15 protein-coding genes and 1 tRNA gene are annotated in these 19,203 nt (G+C 67.2%); 10 read left to right on the top strand and 6 right to left on the bottom strand.

The annotated features are described in order from the left end of the window. Positions 1-12 precede the first annotated feature (12 nt). Positions 13-1,176, bottom strand: coding sequence for a trypsin-like peptidase domain-containing protein (locus NWF24_RS25315; protein ID WP_093048655.1), 1,164 nt, complete (start codon positions 1,174-1,176; stop codon positions 13-15). 295 nt (positions 1,177-1,471) lie between these two features. Between NWF24_RS25315 and NWF24_RS25310 the strand changes: the two genes are divergently transcribed. Genes NWF24_RS25310 through pdxA form a run of 3 tightly spaced genes read left to right on the top strand, consistent with a single transcriptional unit; the run spans position 1,472 to position 4,631 of the window. Continuing rightward, positions 1,472-2,824, top strand: a complete 1,353-nt coding sequence (locus NWF24_RS25310; RefSeq protein WP_258350950.1) for an MFS transporter — start codon at positions 1,472-1,474, stop codon at positions 2,822-2,824. Continuing rightward, entirely contained in the window at positions 2,821-3,594 is a 774-nt protein-coding gene (locus NWF24_RS25305) for a Nif3-like dinuclear metal center hexameric protein (protein ID WP_258350949.1), read from the top strand. Before NWF24_RS25310 ends, NWF24_RS25305 begins: the two co-directional genes overlap by 4 nt. Further along, the gene (gene pdxA, locus NWF24_RS25300) at positions 3,591-4,631 is read left to right on the top strand and encodes a 4-hydroxythreonine-4-phosphate dehydrogenase PdxA (RefSeq protein WP_258350948.1); all 1,041 of its coding nucleotides are present in this window, start codon (positions 3,591-3,593) and stop codon (positions 4,629-4,631) included. The genes NWF24_RS25305 and pdxA overlap by 4 nt, the downstream gene beginning before the upstream one ends. Before the next feature lie 14 nt (positions 4,632-4,645). Here pdxA and mscL read toward each other — a convergent pair whose 3' ends face one another. Next, complete coding sequence (gene mscL, locus NWF24_RS25295; RefSeq protein WP_093048667.1) at positions 4,646-5,077, bottom strand: large conductance mechanosensitive channel protein MscL; 432 nt, start codon at positions 5,075-5,077, stop codon at positions 4,646-4,648. Positions 5,078-5,136: 59 nt separating this feature from the next. Beyond that, the gene (locus NWF24_RS25290) at positions 5,137-7,626 is read right to left on the bottom strand and encodes a tetratricopeptide repeat protein (protein WP_258350947.1); all 2,490 of its coding nucleotides are present in this window, start codon (positions 7,624-7,626) and stop codon (positions 5,137-5,139) included. Positions 7,627-8,157: 531 nt separating this feature from the next. Between NWF24_RS25290 and NWF24_RS25285 the strand changes: the two genes are divergently transcribed. The 7 genes from NWF24_RS25285 to NWF24_RS25255 all read left to right on the top strand — a co-directional run bounded on the left by NWF24_RS25285 (position 8,158) and on the right by NWF24_RS25255 (position 13,441). Next, positions 8,158-8,934, top strand: coding sequence for a response regulator transcription factor (locus NWF24_RS25285; RefSeq protein WP_258350946.1), 777 nt, complete (start codon positions 8,158-8,160; stop codon positions 8,932-8,934). 168 nt (positions 8,935-9,102) lie between these two features. Continuing rightward, entirely contained in the window at positions 9,103-9,720 is a 618-nt protein-coding gene (petA, locus tag NWF24_RS25280; protein WP_093048676.1) for a ubiquinol-cytochrome c reductase iron-sulfur subunit, read from the top strand. 14 nt (positions 9,721-9,734) lie between these two features. Next, a complete protein-coding gene (locus NWF24_RS25275; protein ID WP_093048679.1) occupies positions 9,735-11,171 on the top strand; it encodes a cytochrome b in 1,437 nt (478 codons plus the stop codon). Between the two features lie 34 nt (positions 11,172-11,205). After that, the gene (locus NWF24_RS25270) at positions 11,206-11,979 is read left to right on the top strand and encodes a cytochrome c1 (RefSeq protein WP_258350945.1); all 774 of its coding nucleotides are present in this window, start codon (positions 11,206-11,208) and stop codon (positions 11,977-11,979) included. A gap of 96 nt (positions 11,980-12,075) precedes the next feature. Further along, on the top strand, positions 12,076-12,687 hold the full coding sequence (locus NWF24_RS25265) for a glutathione S-transferase N-terminal domain-containing protein (RefSeq protein ID WP_007835362.1): 612 nt from the start codon (positions 12,076-12,078) through the stop codon (positions 12,685-12,687). Positions 12,688-12,728: 41 nt separating this feature from the next. Then, positions 12,729-13,304, top strand: coding sequence for a ClpXP protease specificity-enhancing factor (locus tag NWF24_RS25260; RefSeq protein ID WP_258350944.1), 576 nt, complete (start codon positions 12,729-12,731; stop codon positions 13,302-13,304). Positions 13,305-13,365: 61 nt separating this feature from the next. Beyond that, a tRNA-Thr gene (locus NWF24_RS25255) sits at positions 13,366-13,441 on the top strand. A gap of 41 nt (positions 13,442-13,482) precedes the next feature. Here NWF24_RS25255 and NWF24_RS25250 read toward each other — a convergent pair. From NWF24_RS25250 to NWF24_RS25240, 3 genes are read right to left on the bottom strand one after another with little or no spacing between them, the layout of a single operon-like run. Further along, the gene (locus NWF24_RS25250) at positions 13,483-15,639 is read right to left on the bottom strand and encodes an SWIM zinc finger family protein (RefSeq protein ID WP_258350943.1); all 2,157 of its coding nucleotides are present in this window, start codon (positions 15,637-15,639) and stop codon (positions 13,483-13,485) included. Then, a complete protein-coding gene (locus NWF24_RS25245; RefSeq protein WP_258350942.1) occupies positions 15,636-16,760 on the bottom strand; it encodes a VWA domain-containing protein in 1,125 nt (374 codons plus the stop codon). Before NWF24_RS25245 ends, NWF24_RS25250 begins: the two co-directional genes overlap by 4 nt. Beyond that, entirely contained in the window at positions 16,757-19,201 is a 2,445-nt protein-coding gene (locus tag NWF24_RS25240) for a DUF5682 family protein (protein WP_258350941.1), read from the bottom strand. The genes NWF24_RS25245 and NWF24_RS25240 overlap by 4 nt, the downstream gene beginning before the upstream one ends. Between the last annotated feature and the right edge of the window lie 2 nt (positions 19,202-19,203).

Genomic DNA, 19,203 nt, shown 5'->3' with positions numbered 1-19,203 from the left:
CCCGACAGCTCGTTATTCGGGCTGACTCGGCGGTACCTGCCGGACCGGGCTCTTCGGGCGCAGGCCCGGCGTCACATCCAGCTCCATCTTGTCGCTGCCGCGCTGCAGCGCGAACCGCGAGGTGCTGCCGGGCTTCAGGCCGGCCACCGCGGTCAGCAGCGCCTGCACGTTGTCCGTCTTCTTCTCGCCTACCGAGGTGATCACGTCACCCGGGCGGATGCCGGCCTTGGCGGCCGGGCCGTTCTGCAGCACGCCGGTGATGATCACGCCCGCGTCCGCCTTCACGCCGAAGGTTTCGGCGAGTTCGGGCGACAGGTCGCTCGGCTCCACGCCGATCCAGCCGCGGCGAACCTGGCCTTCCTTCACGATCCCTTCGAGCACGATCTTGGCCATCGACACCGGAATGGCGAAGCCGATGCCCATGCTGCCGCCCGAGCGCGAGTAGATCGCGGTGTTGATGCCCTGCAGGTTGCCGTTGACGTCGATCAGCGCGCCACCCGAGTTGCCGGGGTTGATGGCTGCGTCGGTCTGGATGAAGTTCTCGAAGTTGTTGATGCCGAGCTGGTTGCGGCCCAGCGCCGAGACGATGCCGCTGGTCACGGTCTGGCCCACGCCGAAGGGGTTGCCGATGGCCAGCACCTGGTCGCCCACCTGCAGCGCGTCGGAATCGCCCAGCACGATCACCGGCAGCTTGTCGAGCTCGATCTTCAGCACGGCCAGGTCGGTGTCGGGGTCGGTGCCGATCACCTTGCCGCGCGCATGGCGGCTGTCGTTCAGCGTCACTTCGATCTCGTCGGCGCCCTCGACCACGTGGTTGTTGGTGAGGATGTAGCCGTCGGGGCTCACGATCACGCCGCTGCCCAGGCCCACCTGGGGCTGGTCGTCCTGGTCGCCGAAGAAGAAGCGGAACCACGGGTCGTTGCTGCGCGGATGGCGCTGCGCGGCCTTGCTGGTGTTGATGCTCACCACCGCCGGGGAGGCCTTCTTGGCCGGCACGCTCAGGCTGCCGGGCGTTGTCACGCCCGGGTTGCCGGCCGGCGCCTCGACGATCGACACCACGCCGCCCAGCGAGGTCGCGCGCTTGTTGATCCACTCGGGCTTGAGCGTCGCGACGACGAAGTAGGCCGCGAGCAGGACGGTCACGGCTTGGGCGAAGAGCAGCCAGGTGCGTTTCATGAAAGATTGGTGAAAAAGACGTTGGAAGGCCGCAGTGCAACGCAGCAATGTTGTCAATTGTCCCTCAACCGCCTGGTGCAGAAACCGCTCGCAGAGGTCGAGATTAAGACTTCCTGTGTACGTAAAGCCGGGTTAACACCTAGCATCGCAGGTCGGTCCCATCCGGCCCGTGTTTTTCAGGCCTCCCGCGCTGCCCACCCGGTGGAAGCGGCCAGGCATTTCGCCAGCGCGCCATTTTTCCGTTTTCTCACCCGGTCCCGCGGGCTGGCGCGCGATCACGATCTCCCTGCCAGCCATGACTTCAGAAGCAACCTTCCCGGACGGCGCGCAGCCGGCGCCGGCACGCACGCTCGACTCGAGCGACTACAAGACCCTCGGCCTGTCCGCCCTCGGCGGCACGCTGGAGTTCTACGACTTCGTCATCTACGTGTTCTTCGCCACCGTGCTGGGGGCGCTGTTCTTCCCGGTCGACATGCCCGACTGGCTGCGGCAGCTGCAGACCTTCGGCATCTTTGCGGCCGGCTACCTCGCGCGCCCGGTGGGCGGCATCGTCATCGCGCATTTCGGCGACATCTTTGGCCGCAAGCGCATGTTCACGCTGTCGATCTTCCTGATGGCGGCGCCCACGCTGGTAATCGGCCTGCTGCCGACCTACGCGAGCATCGGCGTCGCGGCACCCCTGCTGCTGCTGGCGATGCGCGTGCTGCAGGGCGCGGCCATCGGCGGCGAGATGCCCGGCGCCTGGGTGTTCGTGGGCGAGCACGTGCCAGCCAAGCGCTATGGCTTCGGCATCGGCATGCTGACTTCGGGCATCACCGGCGGCATCCTGCTGGGCTCGCTGATTGCGGTGGCCATCAACCGCCACTATTCGCCCGAGCAGGTGAGCGACTTCGCCTGGCGCATTCCCTTCATCCTGGGCGGCGTGTTCGGGCTGGTGTCGGTGTACCTGCGCCGCTTCCTGCACGAGACGCCGGTGTTCAAGGAGCTGGCCGGCCGCCGCAGCGTGGCGCGCGAGATGCCGCTGCGCACCGTGCTGCGCGAGCACCGCGTGGCCTGCGTGTACGTGGCGCTGCTGACCTGGGTGCTGTCGGCTGCCATCGTGGTCGTGGTGCTGTACACGCCCACCTACCTGCAGAAGGTGCACCACATTCCCGCCGCACTGGCGCTCGAGGCCAACGCGCTCGCCACGCTCACGCTGACGCTGGGCTGCATGCTGACCGGCTGGGCCAGCGACCGCATCGGCACGCGCACCGTGATGCTTGTCGGCTGGGGCGGCCTGTTCGTTACGGCCTATCTGTTCTACAGCGGGCTGCCCGGCACGCCGGCCACGCTGTTCTGGCACTACGGGCTGGTGGGGCTGTTCGTGGGCACCATCGCCACCGTGCCGATCGCAGGCGTGCGCGCCTTCCCGGCACCGGTGCGCTTCACCGGGCTTTCGTTCGCCTACAACATGTCTTACGCGGTCTTCGGCGGGCTCACGCCGGTGATCCTCACGCTCTGGCTGCAGCGCGACACGATGGCGCCGGCGCACTACGTCGCGGTGCTGGCCGCTCTGGGCTTCCTGCTGGCGTTTCTGCCCCTGGCCGCGCGCGGCCATGCGATGCGCGATGGCGCGGCCCCCGCGGGCGGCGCGACAATGGTGCGATGAGCACCACCCGCCACGAACTGCTCCACGCATTCGACCTGCTGCTGGCCCCCGGGCGCTTCAAGGACTACGGACCCAACGGCCTGCAGGTCGAAGGGCGCACCGTGGTCCGCAAGATCGTCTCGGGCGTAACTGCCAGCCGCGCCCTGATCGAGGCCGCGATCCACGCCGAGGCCGACGCCATCTTCGTTCACCACGGCCTCTTCTGGCGTGGCCAGGACGGCTGCGTCACCGGCTGGATGAAGCAGCGCCTGAGCCTGCTGCTGGGCGACGACGTCAATCTGTTCGCCTATCACCTGCCGCTCGACGCGCACCCCGAGCTCGGCAACAACGCGCAGCTCGGCCTGAAGCTGGGGCTCGTGGCCCATGCCGGCTCGACCGGGCGCTTCGGCGAGCAGGAACTGGGCTTTCTCGGCACGCCGGAAAACGGCGAGAGCTTCGCCAATGCCAAGGCGCTTGCCACGCATGTCGAAAGCGTTCTGAAAAGGCCGGTCACGCTCGTCGACACGGCGCATCGCGCTATCAAAAACGTAGCTTGGTGCACGGGCGGTGCGCAGGGCTACTTCGAGGCTGCCATCGCGGCCGGCGCCGATGCCTTCATCACCGGCGAAATCTCGGAGCCCCAGGCCCACTACGCACGCGAGATGGGCGTGGCCTTCCTGGCCTGCGGGCACCACGCCACCGAACGCTACGGCGCGCCGGCGGTGGCCGGGCATGTGGCGGCGCAGCTCGGGCTGAAGCACGAGTTCATCGACATCGACAACCCGGCATGAGCGGTGCCATTGCCATCACCTTGGGGGATCCCGCGGGCATCGGCCCCGAGATCATCGCCAAGGCGTTTCGCGATGCGTCTGACGCCACGCGCGGTGCCTTCGTCGCTGGCGACGTGAGCACGATGCGCCAGGCCTCGCAGGCTCTGGCCGGACCGGGACAGCTGGCCTGGCCGGTGCTCGAGATCGAATCCGTCGCCGAAGCCGCGACCGTGCCGCCGGGCTGCATTCCTGTGCTGCAAGTGATCGCGCCACCTTCGCACATCGAGACGGGCCGCATCAGCGCCGAAGCCGGCCGTGTTGCGGGCGAGTGCGTGATCTGGGCCGCACGGGCCGCACTGCGCGGCGAGATCGGTGCCATCGTGACCGCGCCGCTGCACAAGGAAGCGCTGTCGGCCGCCGGCTTCCCGTACCCCGGCCACACCGAGCTGCTCCAGGCAGAGGCGGCCGCGCACCTGGGCCGCACCGTGGCCCACGTGCCGGTGCGCATGATGCTGGCCAACGACGAGCTGCGCACCGTGCTCGTCAGCATCCACATGTCGCTGCGCCACGCCATCGAGGCGGTGCGTTTCGAGGGCGTGCTCGAAACCCTGCGCATCACGCACCGCGCGCTGACGCATGCGCTGGGCCGCGCGCCGCGCATCGGCGTGGCGGGCCTCAACCCGCATGCGGGCGAGGGCGGTCTGTTCGGTTCGGAAGAGCGCGAGATCATCGCGCCGGCCATCGAGGCTGCGCGCGCCGAAGGCATCGACGCCAGCGGGCCCTATGCGCCCGACACGGTCTTCATGCGCGCACGCGCCAAGCACGGCGTGCCCTCCAGCGGCGAGTTCGACGTGGTGGTTGCGATGTACCACGACCAGGGCCTGATCCCGGTCAAGTACCTGGGTGTGGAGAAGGGCGTGAACGTGACGCTGGGCTTGCCGCTGGTGCGCACCAGCCCCGATCACGGCACCGCGTTCGACATCGCGGGAACGGGGCTGGCCGATGCGTCGAGCCTCGTCGAGGCGCTGCGCATGGCCCGGGTGCTCAAGGGAGCTTGATTTGGGGCGCTTGATCAGGGGCGCTTGAGGCTGTCGCGGATCTCGCGCAGCAGCACCACGTCTTCGGGTGTCTCGGGGGCCGCGGCCGGTGCCGGCTCTTCGTTGCGCTTCAGGCGGTTGATCTGCTTGACCATGATGAAGATGATGAAGGCCAGGATCACGAAGTTGACAGCGATGGTGATGAAGTTGCCATACGCCAGCACCGGAACGCCGGCTTTCTTCAGGTCTGCCAGCGTGTTCGCCACACCGGCGGGCGCTGTGCCCAGCACCACATAGAGGTTGGAGAAGTCGAGCTTGCCGAACACCACGCCGACCAGCGGCATGATGATGTCGGCCACGAGCGAGTCGACGATCTTGCCGAACGCTGCACCGATGATCACGCCGACCGCGAGGTCGATGACATTGCCCTTGACGGCAAATTCCTTGAATTCACTGAGGATGCTCATGATTCAAAAGGCTGCTGGAGCTCTGCTGTTGAAGGAAAGTCGAGTATGCCCGCGATTGCTCACTTCTCCAGCGAGCGTGGCGCAACATCGACATGCGCGGCCGGCAACCCTTCACGACTGCGCGCGGCAATTTGCCTGAAGCCGTCCTCGAGATGGCGCACGAAGCGCGGCGTGTCGAAGTAGCCGCGGCGCGCGTCCTTGGCCGCCGCGAGCCGTGCGCGCAGCGCCGCCAGCTCCTCCGGATGCGTGGCGTAGTGGGTGGCGTTCTGCACGTACTCGTCGTGGTTCGTGGCCACCAGCTCCGGCAGCCCGATGGCGCCGAGCAGACTGCCCGCCATGCGCGACACCATCGTCGTGCCCGTGAGCGCCAGCAGCGGCACGCCCGACCACAACACGTCGTTCGCTGTGGCACCGCTGCTGTAGGGGAAGGTGTCGATGAACAGGTCGGCCAGGCCGATGCGCGCCAGATGCTGGTCGACCGGCATGCGCGGCGACACGATCAGGCGCTCGGCCGGCAGGCCCGCCTTGTCCCATTGCGCGCGCAGGTTGCGCTCGAAGCCGTGCGGGCCCTGTGCCAGCCACAGCACCGAGTTCGGAATGCCCTGCACGATGCGCACCCACGCCTCGAAGGTCTCGGGCTGGATCTTGAACGACTGCGAGAAGTTGCAAAGCACGAAGGCGTCTTCGGGCAGGCCGCGCTCGGCGCGCGTGGCCTTGTGCGGATTGACGGACCGCTTCGTGTCGATCACCTGGAAGGTCTCGGGCAGGCGCAGCAGCTTCTCGGTGTAGCAGTCTTCCGTGCCCGGCGGCGAGAGGAAGTTGTCGGACACCAGGTAGTCGTAGTTCGGCGTGCCGCTGGTGCCCATGTAGCCCAGCCACATGAGCTGCGCCGGCGCCGCGTGGTAGGCCATGACCTGCGGCTTGGCGCCGCGCGTGTCGCCCGAGAGGTCGATCAGGATGTCGATCTCGTCCTCGCGGATGCGCTCGGCCATCTGCTGGATCGACTGGCCGTGCATGTCGACGAAGTGCTCGGCCGACGCGGCGATGCGCGCCCGCGCCGGGTGCCCGTCGTCCGGACCGTAGGAGTAGACGAAGATTTCGAAATCTTTCCGGTCATGCTGGCCGTACAGCTCGGCCGTCAGGTGCGCGACCGGGTGGTTGCGGAAGTCGAACGAGTAGTAGCCCACGCGAATGCGCGGCGCCGTGCGGCGCGCGCCGGCATCGGCGAAAGGCCTGATGCCCGTGTTCCGGTCGGCCAGCGTGGCGGAGCGCTGGGTCCAGTTCATCAGCCGGCGCGCATCGTCGTAGTTCGACATCAGGATGAACGACGACACGGTCTGGTCGTTGTTCGGGTTGTCCAGCAGCGCCGCGATCCTGGCGCGCAGCTCGGGCACGCCGTTCCAGTCGGCGATGTGCGCCTTTTCGCCCAGCATCCACACCATGGCCGGCATGAAGTCGGGGTCGTCGCGCAGGCACTGCTCGAACTCCGCGATGGCCGCCTCCGACTGGCCGGCCATCACATAGGTCACGCCCAGGTTGCAGCGTGCGAGCACCTGGCGCGGATGCACTTCGAGTGCCTTCTTGAGCACTTCGATGGCAGTGTCGAAATGGCCGAGCCGGAAGTTCACCGTGCCCAGGTTGTTCAGCAGCAGCTCGTGCTCGGGCAGGCTTTCCAGCGCTAGCTTGTAGAGCTCAGCCGATTCTGCAAAACGCATCGACACGCCCTCGAGCGCGCCGCACACGCCGTACAGCGCGGCCACGCCTTCGGGGTCGGACAGTGCCTTGTGGCGCTCCTCGGGCGGCCAGTTGCGCATGGCGCGCTGCATGGGCGCGATTGCCTCCTCGGTGCGGCCGCAACTCTGCAGCGCCCTTGAGAGCATGAAGGCGGCCTCGCAATCCTGCGGGTCGGCCGCGGCCCGCTCGTACGAGTCGAGCGCGGCGGCCCAGTCTTTCTGGTGCGCGCGGATCTTGCCGATGTTCTTGTGCGCGGCTGCATAGCCCGGGTCGAGCGCGAGCGCCTGGCGGAACTGCGCGATCGCTTCGTCGAAGCGGTTCTGCTCCATGTCGATTGCGCCGGCGTTGTTCCATGCCGCGGGCGCCTGCGGTGCGAGCCGCGTGGCTTCGGCCGCGGCCTCGCGGGCCTGGCGGAACTTCTTCTGCTGGCGGTACACCGCCGACAGGTTCACGTAGGCCTCGGGATAGTTCGGCAGCGCCTTGATCGCGCGGCGAAGGTCTTGCTGCGCTTCGGCCGGCAGGCCCATGTGCATGAAGATCGTCGCGCGGGTGTTGAAGTAAAAGTGGTGCGGCGACCGCGCGATTGCGCGGTTCACGTAGTTCAGCGCCAGCTTCGGGCGTCCTTGCCGGTACAGCGCTTCGCCCGTCAGGTGCAGCGCGTCGGCATGCTCCGGAAAGCGCGACAGCAGGGCTTCGTAGACCTGGATGGCTTCGGCGAAACGGCCCACCCGGTGCAGCACCAGTCCCTGTTCCAGAAGGCTGCCGGCATCTGCTGCCGATGTGGAGGGTGCGGGGGCGAGAGAAGGTGAGTTCATGAAGCCGTGTGATGGACGGATCAGGAGGTCGGCCGCTGGAGGAAACGCCGGCCTTCATGCAAGTGAAAAAGGCCGATAACCCAGTATAGGGGCCGGCCTTGCCGCTGCTGTGTCCGCAAAGCCAACGCCCATGCGGCTTCGCAGACATCGCGCAAATCGCGTGGTGACGTTCCGATACGCGTTCCGGAGCGCGTTTCGTGTGGCGCGGTGCTACGTAACACACGCAGTAACCCGCACGTAACAACGGCGGAAAAACGGTCTTTTCAAGGCCTCCTCAAGCCCTCGTTTTTCAGGTCGTTCGAGGCAATTTCTTCAATGAAATCAAAGTACTACACGCGCTGGCGCGCCATGCGCCCCGGTGTTCCTTCGCGTGGGCATCGTTCCTGCGGTATCTGAAACGAAAGTCAACATTTCGTCACTACCTGCGGGTAGCTACAGAGCCAGAGGACGTCGCGTGATCAATTTTTTCTTGGGCATTGAAAACACATGCAGCGCGGGCGAAGTCCGTTGCATGCCGGCAGGAGAACGGTCATGGAAATGAACATGCAATACGCCGCCGTCGCGCGGCATGTGCCATCGGCCGCGCAGTTGTATGGCGGCGTTTTTCACGCAGCGTTGATCGTCGCGGACGATTCCATCGCCGCCGACCGCATGCGGCGTATCCTCGCCGAACTCGCACCGCATCGCCGCGTGGTGATCGCGTCAGGCCGGGCCGAGGCGCTCAACCTGCTGGCGGCATTGCCCTATGACCTCGTGCTGGTCGACATGCGGCTGCCGGGCAACGACGGCGCCGCGCTGCTTCATCATGTGCGCCAGGCCTATCCGCGCATCGAGAGCATCGGCATGTCGGCAACCGACGACCAGGAACTCGTGAACGCAGCAATCGCTGCCGGCGCCATCGGCTACCTGCTGACTGAAGCCGACGACGCCGAACTCGCATATCTGCTGCGCTCCATCGAGCGCGGCGGCTCGCCGATGGATTCGCGCATCGCGCGGCGCATCCTCGGCTCGATTGCCGCCTACGCGAAGGCGCGCACCATCGAGCCCATCCGCGTCCAGGCCCCGGTGCCGTCGTCGTCGTCGGAGCAGGCTTCTTCCGCCAGGCTGCCGCAGGGCCTGCTGTCGCCACGGGAACTCAAGGTGCTGCGCCTCATCGCACAGGGCTGGAGCAACCGGCAGATCGCGGATGCGGTCTATCTGTCGGTCAACACCATCGAGTTTCATGCGAAGAGCATCTATCGCAAACTTTCCGTCAAGTCGCGGACCCAGGCGGTCCACGAGGCGATGCAGCACGGCCTTCTGAACTGAAGTCCCCGCGGCGACAGCCCTTGTCGCCCCCGGCGGGCGCCCCGCGAATGCGGCGCGCCTTGCCGTCGTTCGCCGGCCACGCGCATGGCGGCCATTGAATATCCCTTGAGCGCCCCGCTACAATCGCGGGTTGACTCCTGCTCCAGCGAAGAAGACAAGAGGATCCCCATGAGTGACATGACCTCCGGCTCGCCCCGGATCGACACCAGCAAGCGGACGTGGTTGATTGCATCCAGTTGCGCCGGCGTGGTGGGCGGCGTGGCAACCGCCGTTCCCTTTGTGAGCACTTTCCAGCCTTCCGAGAAGGCCAAGGCCGCGGGCGCCGCGGTCGAGGTCGATATTTCGGGCCTCAAGGTCGGCGAGAAAATCACCGTCGAATGGCGCGGCAAGCCGGTCTGGATCCTCAAGCGCACCCCCGCGCAGATCGCCGAACTTCCCAAGCTGGACGGCCAGTTGGCCGACCCCCTCTCCAAGCGTCACCCCGACGAATTCACCCCCAAGTACGCGCAGAACGAGCACCGCTCGATCAAGCCCGACGTGCTGGTCGTGGTCGGCATCTGCACCCACCTGGGCTGCTCGCCGACCGACCGCTTCCAGGCCGGTCCGCAGCCTTCGCTGCCGAACGACTGGGAAGGCGGCTTCCTCTGCCCCTGCCACGGTTCCACTTTCGACCTGGCCGGCCGAGTCTTCAAGAACAAGCCCGCGCCCGACAACCTGCCGGTGCCGCCGCACATGTACCTGTCGGACACCAAGCTCCTGATCGGTGAAGACTCCAAGAAGGCCTGAGGCGGAAGAAGAACATGGCTGAATTCCACGAGATTTCCCCCAACGCTCCTGCCAGCGAGAAGCTGCTGAACTGGGTCGACAACCGCTTCCCGCTCAGCAAGCTCTGGAACGACCAGTGGGGCAAGTACTACGCGCCGAAGAACTTCAACTTCTGGTACATCTTCGGCTCGCTGGCCATGCTGGTCCTGGTGATCCAGATCGTCACCGGCATCTTCCTCGTCATGCACTACAAGCCCGACGCGAACCAGGCGTTCGCATCGGTCGAGTACATCATGCGCGACGTGCCGTGGGGCTGGCTCATCCGCTACATCCACTCGACGGGCGCCTCGGCGTTCTTCATCGTGGTGTACCTGCACATGTTCCGCGGCCTCATGTACGGCAGCTACCGCAAGCCGCGCGAGCTGATCTGGGTGTTCGGCTGCGCGATCTTCCTGTGCCTGATGGCCGAAGCCTTCATGGGCTACCTGCTGCCCTGGGGCCAGATGTCCTACTGGGGCGCCCAGGTGATCGTGAACCTGTTTGCCGCCATTCCCTTCGTCGGCCCTGACCTGGCCCTGCTGATCCGCGGCGACTACGTGGTGAGCGACGCCACGCTGAACCGCTTCTTCAGCTTCCACGTGATCGCCGTGCCGCTGGTGCTGCTCGGCCTGGTGGTGGCCCACCTGATCGCGCTGCACGAAGTGGGTTCGAACAACCCCGACGGCATCGAGATCAAGGCCAAGCGCGGCCCCGACGGCCATCCGCTGGACGGCATTCCGTCGCATCCGTACTACACGGTGCACGACATCTTCGGCGTAGTGGTGTTCCTCACGATCTTCTCGGCGGTGATCTTCTTCGCCCCTGAAGCCGGCGGGTACTTCCTCGAATACAACAACTTCATTCCGGCCGATTCGCTGAAGACGCCGAACCACATCGCGCCGGTCTGGTACTTCACGCCGTTCTATTCGATGCTGCGCGCGACCACCGACGACATGGTCAACGTGTTCGCGCTCATCGTCGCCGCGGCCGCCATCTGGAACCTCGTCAAGGGCAAGTCGGGCATGGGCCTGAAGATCGCCGGCGTGGTCGTGGCGGCTGTCGTGATCTTCCTGCTCAAGAACTTCGACGCCAAGTTCTGGGGCGTGGTCATCATGGGCGGCTCGGTCATCATCCTGTTCTTCCTGCCGTGGCTCGACCACAGCGAAGTCAAGTCGATCCGCTACCGTCCGGGCTGGCACAAGTATGTGTACGGCGTGTTCGTGTTCTTCTTCCTGATCCTGGGCTACCTGGGCATCCAGGCGCCTGGCGTCTGGGGCAACCTGGTCATCGGCTCTTTCGCCCTCGACATCGCGCAGACCATTTCGCAGATCGGCACGCTCTTCTACTTCGGCTTCTTCCTGCTGATGCCGTGGTGGAGCCGCAAGGGCGAGTTCAAGACCGTGCCCGAGCGCGTGGTCTTCGCCGCTCATTGAGAACCAGAAGCGCAAGAGAGCTGAGAGAAACACGATGAAGAAAAGCATTTCCGGCTGGCTCGCGGTCCTGGGTCTCGCACTGGGCCTGACCTTTTCCGCGGCGGCATCGGCCGAGTCCGAAGGCATCGCGTGGGACAAGGCGCCCAACAAGACGACCGACGTGGCTGCCTTGCAGAACGGCGCGAAGTTGTTCGTCAACTACTGCCTGAACTGCCACTCGGCGGCCTTCATGCGCTACAACCGCCTGCAGGACATCGGCATCACCGAGCAGCAGATCAAGGACAACCTTCTGTTCGCGACCGACAAGGTCGGCGAAACCATGAAGGCCAACATCGATGCGCGCCAGGCCAAGGAATGGTTCGGCACCACGCCGCCCGACCTGACGCTGGTCGCCCGCTCGCGCGCCGGCCACGGCGGCACCGGCGCCGACTACCTCTACACGTACCTTCGCACCTACTACCGCGACGACACCAAGGCCACCGGCTGGAACAACCTCGTGTTCCCGAGCGTCGCCATGCCGAACCCCCTGTGGGAACTGCAAGGCGAACGCCGCCCGGTCTACACCAAGGTCGAACAGCACGGCCACGAAACCGAAGTGTTCAAGGGCTGGGAGCAAGTCACTCCCGGCACCCTGACGCCCGTGCAGTACGACAATGCGGTCGGCGACCTGGTGAGTTACCTGCAATGGATGGCCGAACCGGCACAGAACACCCGCATCCGCATCGGCGTGTGGGTGCTGCTGTTCCTGACCATGTCGGTGGTATTCGTGTGGCGACTGAACGCCTCGTACTGGAAAGACGTCAAGTAGTTCCGTCCACGCCGACCGGATACCCTCGGGCATCCGGTCCCACAGAGTGGGTTGCCAACGCGACCCACTCTTTTTGATTTTTAGGAGTCTCTCGCCATGATGGTCTTGTATTCAGGAACGACCTGCCCCTTTTCCCACCGCTGCCGCTTCGTGTTGTTCGAAAAGGGCATGGACTTCGAGATCCGCGACGTCGATCTCTACAACAAGCCCGAAGACATCAGCGTGATGAACCCGTACGGCCAGGTGCCGATCCTGGTCGAGCGCGACCTGATCCTGTACGAGTCGAACATCATCAACGAGTACATCGACGAGCGCTTCCCGCATCCCCAGCTGATGCCCGGCGACCCGGTCGACCGCGCCCGCGTGCGCCTGTTCCTGCTCAACTTCGAGAAGGAACTCTTCGTGCATGTCTCGACGCTCGAGAACCGCACCACCAAGGGCAACGAGAAGGCGCTGGAAAAGGCCCGCTCGCACATCCGCGACCGTCTCACGCAGCTGGCACCCGTGTTCCTCAAGAACAAGTACATGCTGGGCGACAACTTCTCGATGCTCGACGTGGCCATCGCGCCGCTGCTGTGGCGCCTCGACTACTACGGCATCGACCTCAGCAAGAACGCGGCACCGCTCCTGAAGTACGCCGAGCGTATCTTCTCGCGCCCGGCCTACATCGAAGCACTCACGCCTTCTGAAAAGGTCATGCGAAAGTAAGTAAGCTTCGTGCCTGCTTCCATCGCTTCCCGCAGTTTTTCATGATCAACGCGCTCGAGTCGTCCTCCACCCGCCCGTACCTCATCCGGGCGCTGTACGAATGGTGCACCGACAACGGGTTCACGCCCTATGTCGCGGTGCAGGTCGACGACACCGTGCAGGTGCCGCGCGAGTACGTGAAGAACGGCGAGATCGTGCTCAACATCAGCTTCGACGCGACCAGCTCGCTCAAGCTCGGCAACGACTTCATCGAGTTCAAGGCCCGTTTTGCGGGTACGGCGCGTGAAATCAGCGTGCCGGTTGGGCGCGTGATTGCCATCTACGCACGCGAAAACGGACAGGGCATGGCGTTTCCCGCGCCGGCACCGTCGGTTCCCTCGGAGCACGATGGCAGCGATGGCCCGGTTTCCACGCCTTCGCCCCAGGGTCCGGCCCGCATGCCCTTGCGTGACGCCTCGCGCGGCACCGAAGGCGATGCCGGCAAGATCGTTCACCTGGTGACGGGCGAGGACGGCGACGAAACGGTCGATGCGGGCTCGCCCGCTGATCCGGTCGACGAGCCGCCGCGCCCGCCGGCCGGTGGCGGCACCAGGCCCTCGCTCAAGCGCGTCAAGTAGCGGCAGGAGCGAGCAGCCGGCCATGCCGGCTGGCGCTACTAGAATCACGCACTGGAATTTCGCCGCTTTAGCTCAATTGGTAGAGCACCCGCCTTGTAAGCGGAAGGTCGTCAGTTCGATTCCGACAAGCGGCACCAAGCAAAGAACCCCTGAGTCCTGAACCGGCTCAGGGGTTTTTTCATGCCGAGGCCGATTGCGCCACGCCCTGCATCAGCAAGCCCAGCATTGCCAGCTGTGCCACCAGCGCCGGCCGTTGCGCCGAGCGCAAATTTTCGAGCACGGCCTCCAGCAGCGTTGCGCCTCGCCCCAGCCCGGCCTGCTTCAACCGCAGCACCTGCGCTTGCGCCTTCGACATTGCGCCACCGCCCTGATGGCGCAGGCCTTGTCGCAGCCACAGCGCCAGCAGTTCCAGCGTATCGCCGGCCAGCGCGTTCAGTGCGGGTACTTCTTCGGCGTCGCTTTCCAGATCCAGCGGCTTCGGTGCGACCGCTTCGACCTGCAGCACCACTGCGCGTTGTGCCGTCAGCAGGCTCAGAGGCTGCATGACCGCCTGGCTGCCCTGCAGATGCACCGTGCCCGCCACGGCGCGCAGCGCGCCGTATTCGCCGGCAAGCGTGCGGGCCAGCGCATCGACGGCGCCAGGTGTGGCCGCGCGATGCGGCAACGCCAGATGCAGCTGCGCGTCTTCGGCCTTGGCTTCGCTCGCCTCGTCCGCCACCGCCTGTCCAAGCCGCGCATGCAGCACCTGCGCCGCCGCATCCCAGTGACAAGACGCCACATCCATGCGTTCGAACGCCACCACATGCAGCTGCCCTGAGGCACCAGCCGATGCGCCACTCGCCGCCTGCCGCGGCCGGACGAAATCGGGCTGCGCTTCTTTCAGATGCGCCACCAGCCCCGCCACGCTGTCCTGCCGCAGCGGCGCGACCAGGTCGTCCCACGACTTCGGCGACAGCGGCAGTACGCCGGTCTGCCGCGCGCCTGCCGTGATGTCGACCAGCCCGTTGGCGCGCCGCGTCGCGGTCTTGGTGATGACCTGTCCGCTTGCCAGCTGCCGCAGCGGAAAGCCCGCGACACGCCGGTTCAGCAGGTTGGGTGCCGCGCCGCCGGCTGCGGCGTCGGCCTCGCGCGACCACTGGCGTTCCAGTACGGTCACGTTCTGCGTGTCGGGGTCGGCAAAGAGAATGTTCGCGCCTTCGGCCGTCTCGTCGGACCAGAGCTCCGCGCCGAGCGACACCAGCCGCAGATGGTCGAGTGCGACCTCGCCCTTCACACCGATGCCTAGGATCTGGCTGGCCGGCAGCGCTGGCCGTGCGGAGCCATCCTGCGGCCGCCCGGCATGCGCCGCCGCCTGCAGCCGCGCCCACAGCTCGGTCAGCACGCGCACCAGCCGCAGTGGCTCGAATCGGCTGCTGCGCGCCTGTTGGGCTTGTAGCAGCTGCCAGAGCTCGTCGAGCGCGTCGTCGATCCAATTCCAGCCCAGCGCGCGCGTCTGGCTGCGCACGGCCTCGAAGCGGGCCGCCAGCGCCATCAGCGGCTGGCTGGAACCGTCGAGCCAGAGCGACAGCAGCAGGGCGTCGATCTGCGTGCGCAGGGTCAGCGCGGCTTCGCCCTGCATGGCTGAGGGCAGCGGCGCGGGTTCCGCAGCATCCATGCCCGCCGATGCGGACGGCTGCACCTCGACCATCACCTCCGCCGAACCGGGCGCCAGCGAGCCGGCCTGCCGGAAGGCCCACACCGCGATCACCACGTGCGCGCAGCCGCTGCCCTGCTTGCAATCGCAGCGCGCATGAACCAGCGAGCTGCGCGAGAAGAAGCGCACGCTGCACATCGGCAGCCGCGCCACGGGCGGCGCGCTGGCGCTGCGCCAGGCCTGCACGCCGACCACCGGGCGTGCGGCGGCGAGCTTGTTCGCCTGCTCGAGCACCGAGGGCGCGAGGCTCGCGGCCAGCGCGGCATCGTCGAACTGCGCGGGGCTCCATGCACCGTCCGGCTCCGCTGAAACCTCGTCGGCCGCTGCCGGCGCATCGGCTTTTTCCGACGCAGCTTGTGCCTGGTAAGCCAGCACCAGCATCACCCGATGCCGGCACATGCCGCTGGCCGGACAACTGCACTGCGCATCGCGCAGCGTGCGCCCCGGCGGCAGGCTGGTGCGCACGCCGTCGTCGAACTGCGCCTGCACCACGCCGTCGGCGTTGGTCTCCAACTTCGGCAGCAGGCCGGCGGCTACGTCTTTCTGCGCGCGCTTGACGAAGCCCGCGTTGGCCAGCGCCGTCAGCGCTTCGGGCGTCAGCTCGAGCAGGTCGGTGCGCCATGTTGTCGTGGAGCCGCTCATCCCTGCACCTTCTCGGCCAGCCAGCCGGCGAGCTGGCCCGGCGTCATCGCGCCGATCTGCGCACCTTCGCGCACCAGCCGCGCCGCCATCTCGCGGTCGTAGTTGGGCTCGGCCTTCGAGTCGAGCGCAGCCAGCCCCAGCACCTTCGCGCCGGACTCGACCAGCGCCTTCACGCGGCGCACCAGTTCATGCTCGCTGCCGCCTTCGTAGAAATCGCTCACCAGCACCACGATGCTCTTGCGCGGATTGGCGACGAGCGACTGCGCATAGGCCACTGCTTTGGCGATGTCGGTGCCCCCGCCCAGCTGCACCTTCATCAGCAACTCGACCGGGTCCGACACGTCGGCGGTCAGGTCGACCACCGCGGTGTCGAAGGCCACGAGCCGCGTGCGCATGCCGGGCAGCTGCCACAGGCAGGCGGCCATCACCGCGCTGTGGATCACCGAGTCGACCATCGAGCCGCTCTGGTCGATCAGCAAGATGATGTCCCAAGGCTCGGCATGCCGCTTGGTGCGGCTGATGAACACCGGCCGTTCCACGTAGAGCTTGCGGCGCTGCGGGTCGTAGCGGTGAAGGTTGGCCGCCAGCGTCTGCTTGAAGTCGAAGTTGCGCGCCACCTTCATGCGCGAGCGGCGGCGCCGGTCGCGGCTGCCGCTGAAGGCCTGGCGCACTTCGGTGGCGAGCTTTTCCATGATGCGCCGCACCACCTCGGCCACCAGCTTGCGCGCGGCCGCCAGCACCTGCGGGTTCATCAGGTGCTTGGTGTGCAGCACCGCGCGCAGCAGCGATTCCGAAGGCTCGATGCGCTCCAGCACTTCGAGGTTCGTCACAACCTCGTCGATGCCGTAGCGCTCGACCGCGTCCTGCTCCAGCCGCTCGATCACTTCTTTCGGAAAGAGCGTGTGGATGGCGTTGATCCAGTCCGGCGTGGTCAGCGCCGACGGGCCCAGGCCCGCGCTGCGTTCGCCACGGGTCGCGCGGTCGCCGTCGCGGCCGTAGAGCCAGTCGAGCGCGGCATCGGCGGCCTGCGCCTCGGCGCTCAGGCTGCCGCAGGCCGATTCGGCCGGGTCGCCCAGCAACAGGCGCCAGCGCTGAAGCGGATCGGGAATGTCGAGGCTCATGGGTGGGGCCTTCCTTGCGCGTCTTCCAGTGTCACGCCCCAGGCTGCGAGGCGCGCGAGCACGGCGTCTTCCACGCTGCGTGCTTCGGCCAGCTGCTCAGGCGCAGCCTCGCCCGTGCGATGGGCCGTGAGCGCGCGGCGCGACAGGTGCGTGGCATCGTGCAGCGCCAGCACCTGGTCGGCCAGCAGCCCGCGCTCCTGCGGCGGCAGCCAGGCGAAGGCGGCGCGCAGGCTGGGCATGGCGCGCACGAAGTCGGCGTTGTCCAGCGCCTGTACGGTGCGGTCCATGCCGGCGACGAAAGCGGGTTCGGACGACAGCGTTTCGCGCGCCAGCGCCAGCAGCCCGGTGAGCGCGTCGCCGAGCACCGGCGCGGGCAGCGAGTGCAGCAGCTGCATGGCTTCGCTCACGCCGTGATCGCTGTGCGTTTGGGCATCGGTAATCCGACCAGCGAGGCTCAGCGTTGCGCCCAGCGCCGCGCCGCGGCTCACGGGTGCGGCGCTGGTGTCGGCGGCCTTGCGCTGCCACACGGCGAGCGCGCGGGCCGGCTCCACATCGAGCAGCGACGGCGCATGCGCATCGTGCGCGTTGTCCTGTGCATGGGCCAGCACATCGGCCACGATCCGGCGCAGCGCGAGGTGGCCTTCGAGGTGCGCCTGCATGTCTGCCGGTGTGATGGCGGCGGGCGGCTCCAGCAGCCACAGCGCACGGTCGAAGCCCGATTCGATCACCACGCGCAGCACCGGCGCATCGGCCATGCCCAGCATCTGGCCGTGGCGCAGCAGCGTGTGCAGCACCGACAGCGCAGGGCCCAGCGCCTCGAAGCGCGGCTCGCTGGCAATTGCGCCGCGCAACTCACGCAGCAGCGCATCGCTGAGCGCCGACAGTCCTGCCCACGCGGCCTGGTTGAGTCCGTCGGCCAGCGGGCCGATGCGGCCGTGGGCCTGGCGCAGATCGTCTTCGAGCCGGGCGCGCGCCGCATCGTGCAGGCTCGCGCCCCAGGCGCCGGCCTCGATCAACGCGGCCTGCTGCTCCAGCGGCTCGCTCAGCGACCAGAGTTCGGTGCGTTCGCCCGACATCGCGAGCTTCGGCCCCTGCGTGCGGCGCACGCCGGGCAGCCGCAGGACCGACAGTCGGTGCAACACGCGGCTCTTCGCGCGGTCGGTTTCGAGCAGCAGGTCGAGCTTGAGTTGGCCGCGCAGCACGATGCCATGCGCCGCGAGCTCGGCCTGCACGGCGGCCACCAGCGGCGGCTGCGGCGTGCCGGGCGCGAGGCGGCCGACGGTGTCGCCGGCCAGCACGTCCATCGCCTGCACCAGCACGGGGTCGGTGCCGGGGCGAATCGCGCCGCGATAAGTCCAGGGCAGGGGCGCATCGAGCGCGTCTTTCACCAGCGCGCCGGCCAGCGCGTCGAGCCAGTCGGAGCGCAGCGGCTTCTCGTGCCCGCGCAGCCGCGCGAGTCCTTGCGCGCGCAGGTGCACGGCCATCAGGTCGGCGGTGGAGGCGGGCAGTTTCTTTTCGCGCAGGCGCTGCATCACGTGTTGCAGCGCGCGGTGTGCGGCGCCTTCGGGGCCATGGTCCCAGACCCACTGGTAGTAGGCCGGGGAGGGCATGCCCGATGCGTAGCCCGCGAAGGCGTCGAGGCGCTTGAAGGTGTAGGGCACGAGGTAGGAGCCGAAGCGCAGCGTGGCCTCGGGGTCGGGCGTCCCCGGCGCTTCTTCATCGTCGGAGGATTCGAGCGAGGGCTGTGGCGTGGCGGGCAGTTCAGACGGCACGCTTTGCCACAACCGCGCCAACGCGGGCGCGTGATAGCCGCCGCACACCACCAGTGCCTGCGCCCGGCCCGGTTCGCCCGGCTGCGCCATCGCCCAGGCGATCCAGCGCGCCATCATCTGCTCGCGTGCCTGGTTGCCTTGCGAGCCCCGGTCCTCGCCGCGCAGGTGGTCGAAATAGGTCAAGAGGCGCTGCGCCAGCTCAGCCGCATCGCAGCCGTCCTCGAACAGGTGGTCCCACAGCGCATCGCGGCCCTGCACCGAGAGCTTTTCGGTCAGCGCGCGCTCGTAGGCTTCGGCGCGCTCCTCGTGCTCGTGGTCGGCCACGTCGGCGTAGCGGTTCTCCATGCGCGAGAAGGCGTCGTGCCAGGCCGGCAGGTCGATGAAGCGCACGGTGGCGCCGACCTCGCGCGCCACCTGCAGCGCCTGCCACTCGGGCGAATGTTCGGCAAAGGGCGACCACGAACCGCGGTGCGTCTGGTCGCCCGAGAGATAGCTGTAGATCGCCACCGGCAACTGGTGCGGCAGGTACAGCTCGTCGAGGCGTTCGTTGAAATCGGCCGGGCCTTCGATCAGCACGTACGCCGGGCGCAGCGTGCGAATGCGCTCGGCCACCAGCCGCGCGCAGGCCGGGCTGTGATGGCGCACGCCAACGATATGGGGTTGCTGCATCG

It is taken from the genome of Variovorax paradoxus (genome assembly GCF_024734665.1).
Classification (GTDB): Bacteria; Pseudomonadota; Gammaproteobacteria; order Burkholderiales; family Burkholderiaceae_C; genus Variovorax.
This window is presented reverse-complemented; position numbering and strand designations above follow the sequence as displayed.

What these genes read in the sequence shown, in the direction of transcription:
- NWF24_RS25315 (WP_093048655.1), bottom strand. Translation starts at nt 1,176, where the DNA reads ATGAAACGCACCTGGCTGCTCTTCGCCCAAGCCGTGACCGTCCTGCTC.
- NWF24_RS25310 (WP_258350950.1), top strand. Translation starts at nt 1,472, where the DNA reads ATGACTTCAGAAGCAACCTTCCCGGACGGCGCGCAGCCGGCGCCGGCA.
- NWF24_RS25305 (WP_258350949.1), top strand. Translation starts at nt 2,821, where the DNA reads ATGAGCACCACCCGCCACGAACTGCTCCACGCATTCGACCTGCTGCTG.
- pdxA (WP_258350948.1), top strand. Translation starts at nt 3,591, where the DNA reads ATGAGCGGTGCCATTGCCATCACCTTGGGGGATCCCGCGGGCATCGGC.
- mscL (WP_093048667.1), bottom strand. Translation starts at nt 5,077, where the DNA reads ATGAGCATCCTCAGTGAATTCAAGGAATTTGCCGTCAAGGGCAATGTC.
- NWF24_RS25290 (WP_258350947.1), bottom strand. Translation starts at nt 7,626, where the DNA reads ATGAACTCACCTTCTCTCGCCCCCGCACCCTCCACATCGGCAGCAGAT.
- NWF24_RS25285 (WP_258350946.1), top strand. Translation starts at nt 8,158, where the DNA reads ATGGAAATGAACATGCAATACGCCGCCGTCGCGCGGCATGTGCCATCG.
- petA (WP_093048676.1), top strand. Translation starts at nt 9,103, where the DNA reads ATGAGTGACATGACCTCCGGCTCGCCCCGGATCGACACCAGCAAGCGG.
- NWF24_RS25275 (WP_093048679.1), top strand. Translation starts at nt 9,735, where the DNA reads ATGGCTGAATTCCACGAGATTTCCCCCAACGCTCCTGCCAGCGAGAAG.
- NWF24_RS25270 (WP_258350945.1), top strand. Translation starts at nt 11,206, where the DNA reads ATGAAGAAAAGCATTTCCGGCTGGCTCGCGGTCCTGGGTCTCGCACTG.
- NWF24_RS25265 (WP_007835362.1), top strand. Translation starts at nt 12,076, where the DNA reads ATGATGGTCTTGTATTCAGGAACGACCTGCCCCTTTTCCCACCGCTGC.
- NWF24_RS25260 (WP_258350944.1), top strand. Translation starts at nt 12,729, where the DNA reads ATGATCAACGCGCTCGAGTCGTCCTCCACCCGCCCGTACCTCATCCGG.
- NWF24_RS25250 (WP_258350943.1), bottom strand. Translation starts at nt 15,639, where the DNA reads ATGAGCGGCTCCACGACAACATGGCGCACCGACCTGCTCGAGCTGACG.
- NWF24_RS25245 (WP_258350942.1), bottom strand. Translation starts at nt 16,760, where the DNA reads ATGAGCCTCGACATTCCCGATCCGCTTCAGCGCTGGCGCCTGTTGCTG.
- NWF24_RS25240 (WP_258350941.1), bottom strand. Translation starts at nt 19,201, where the DNA reads ATGCAGCAACCCCATATCGTTGGCGTGCGCCATCACAGCCCGGCCTGC.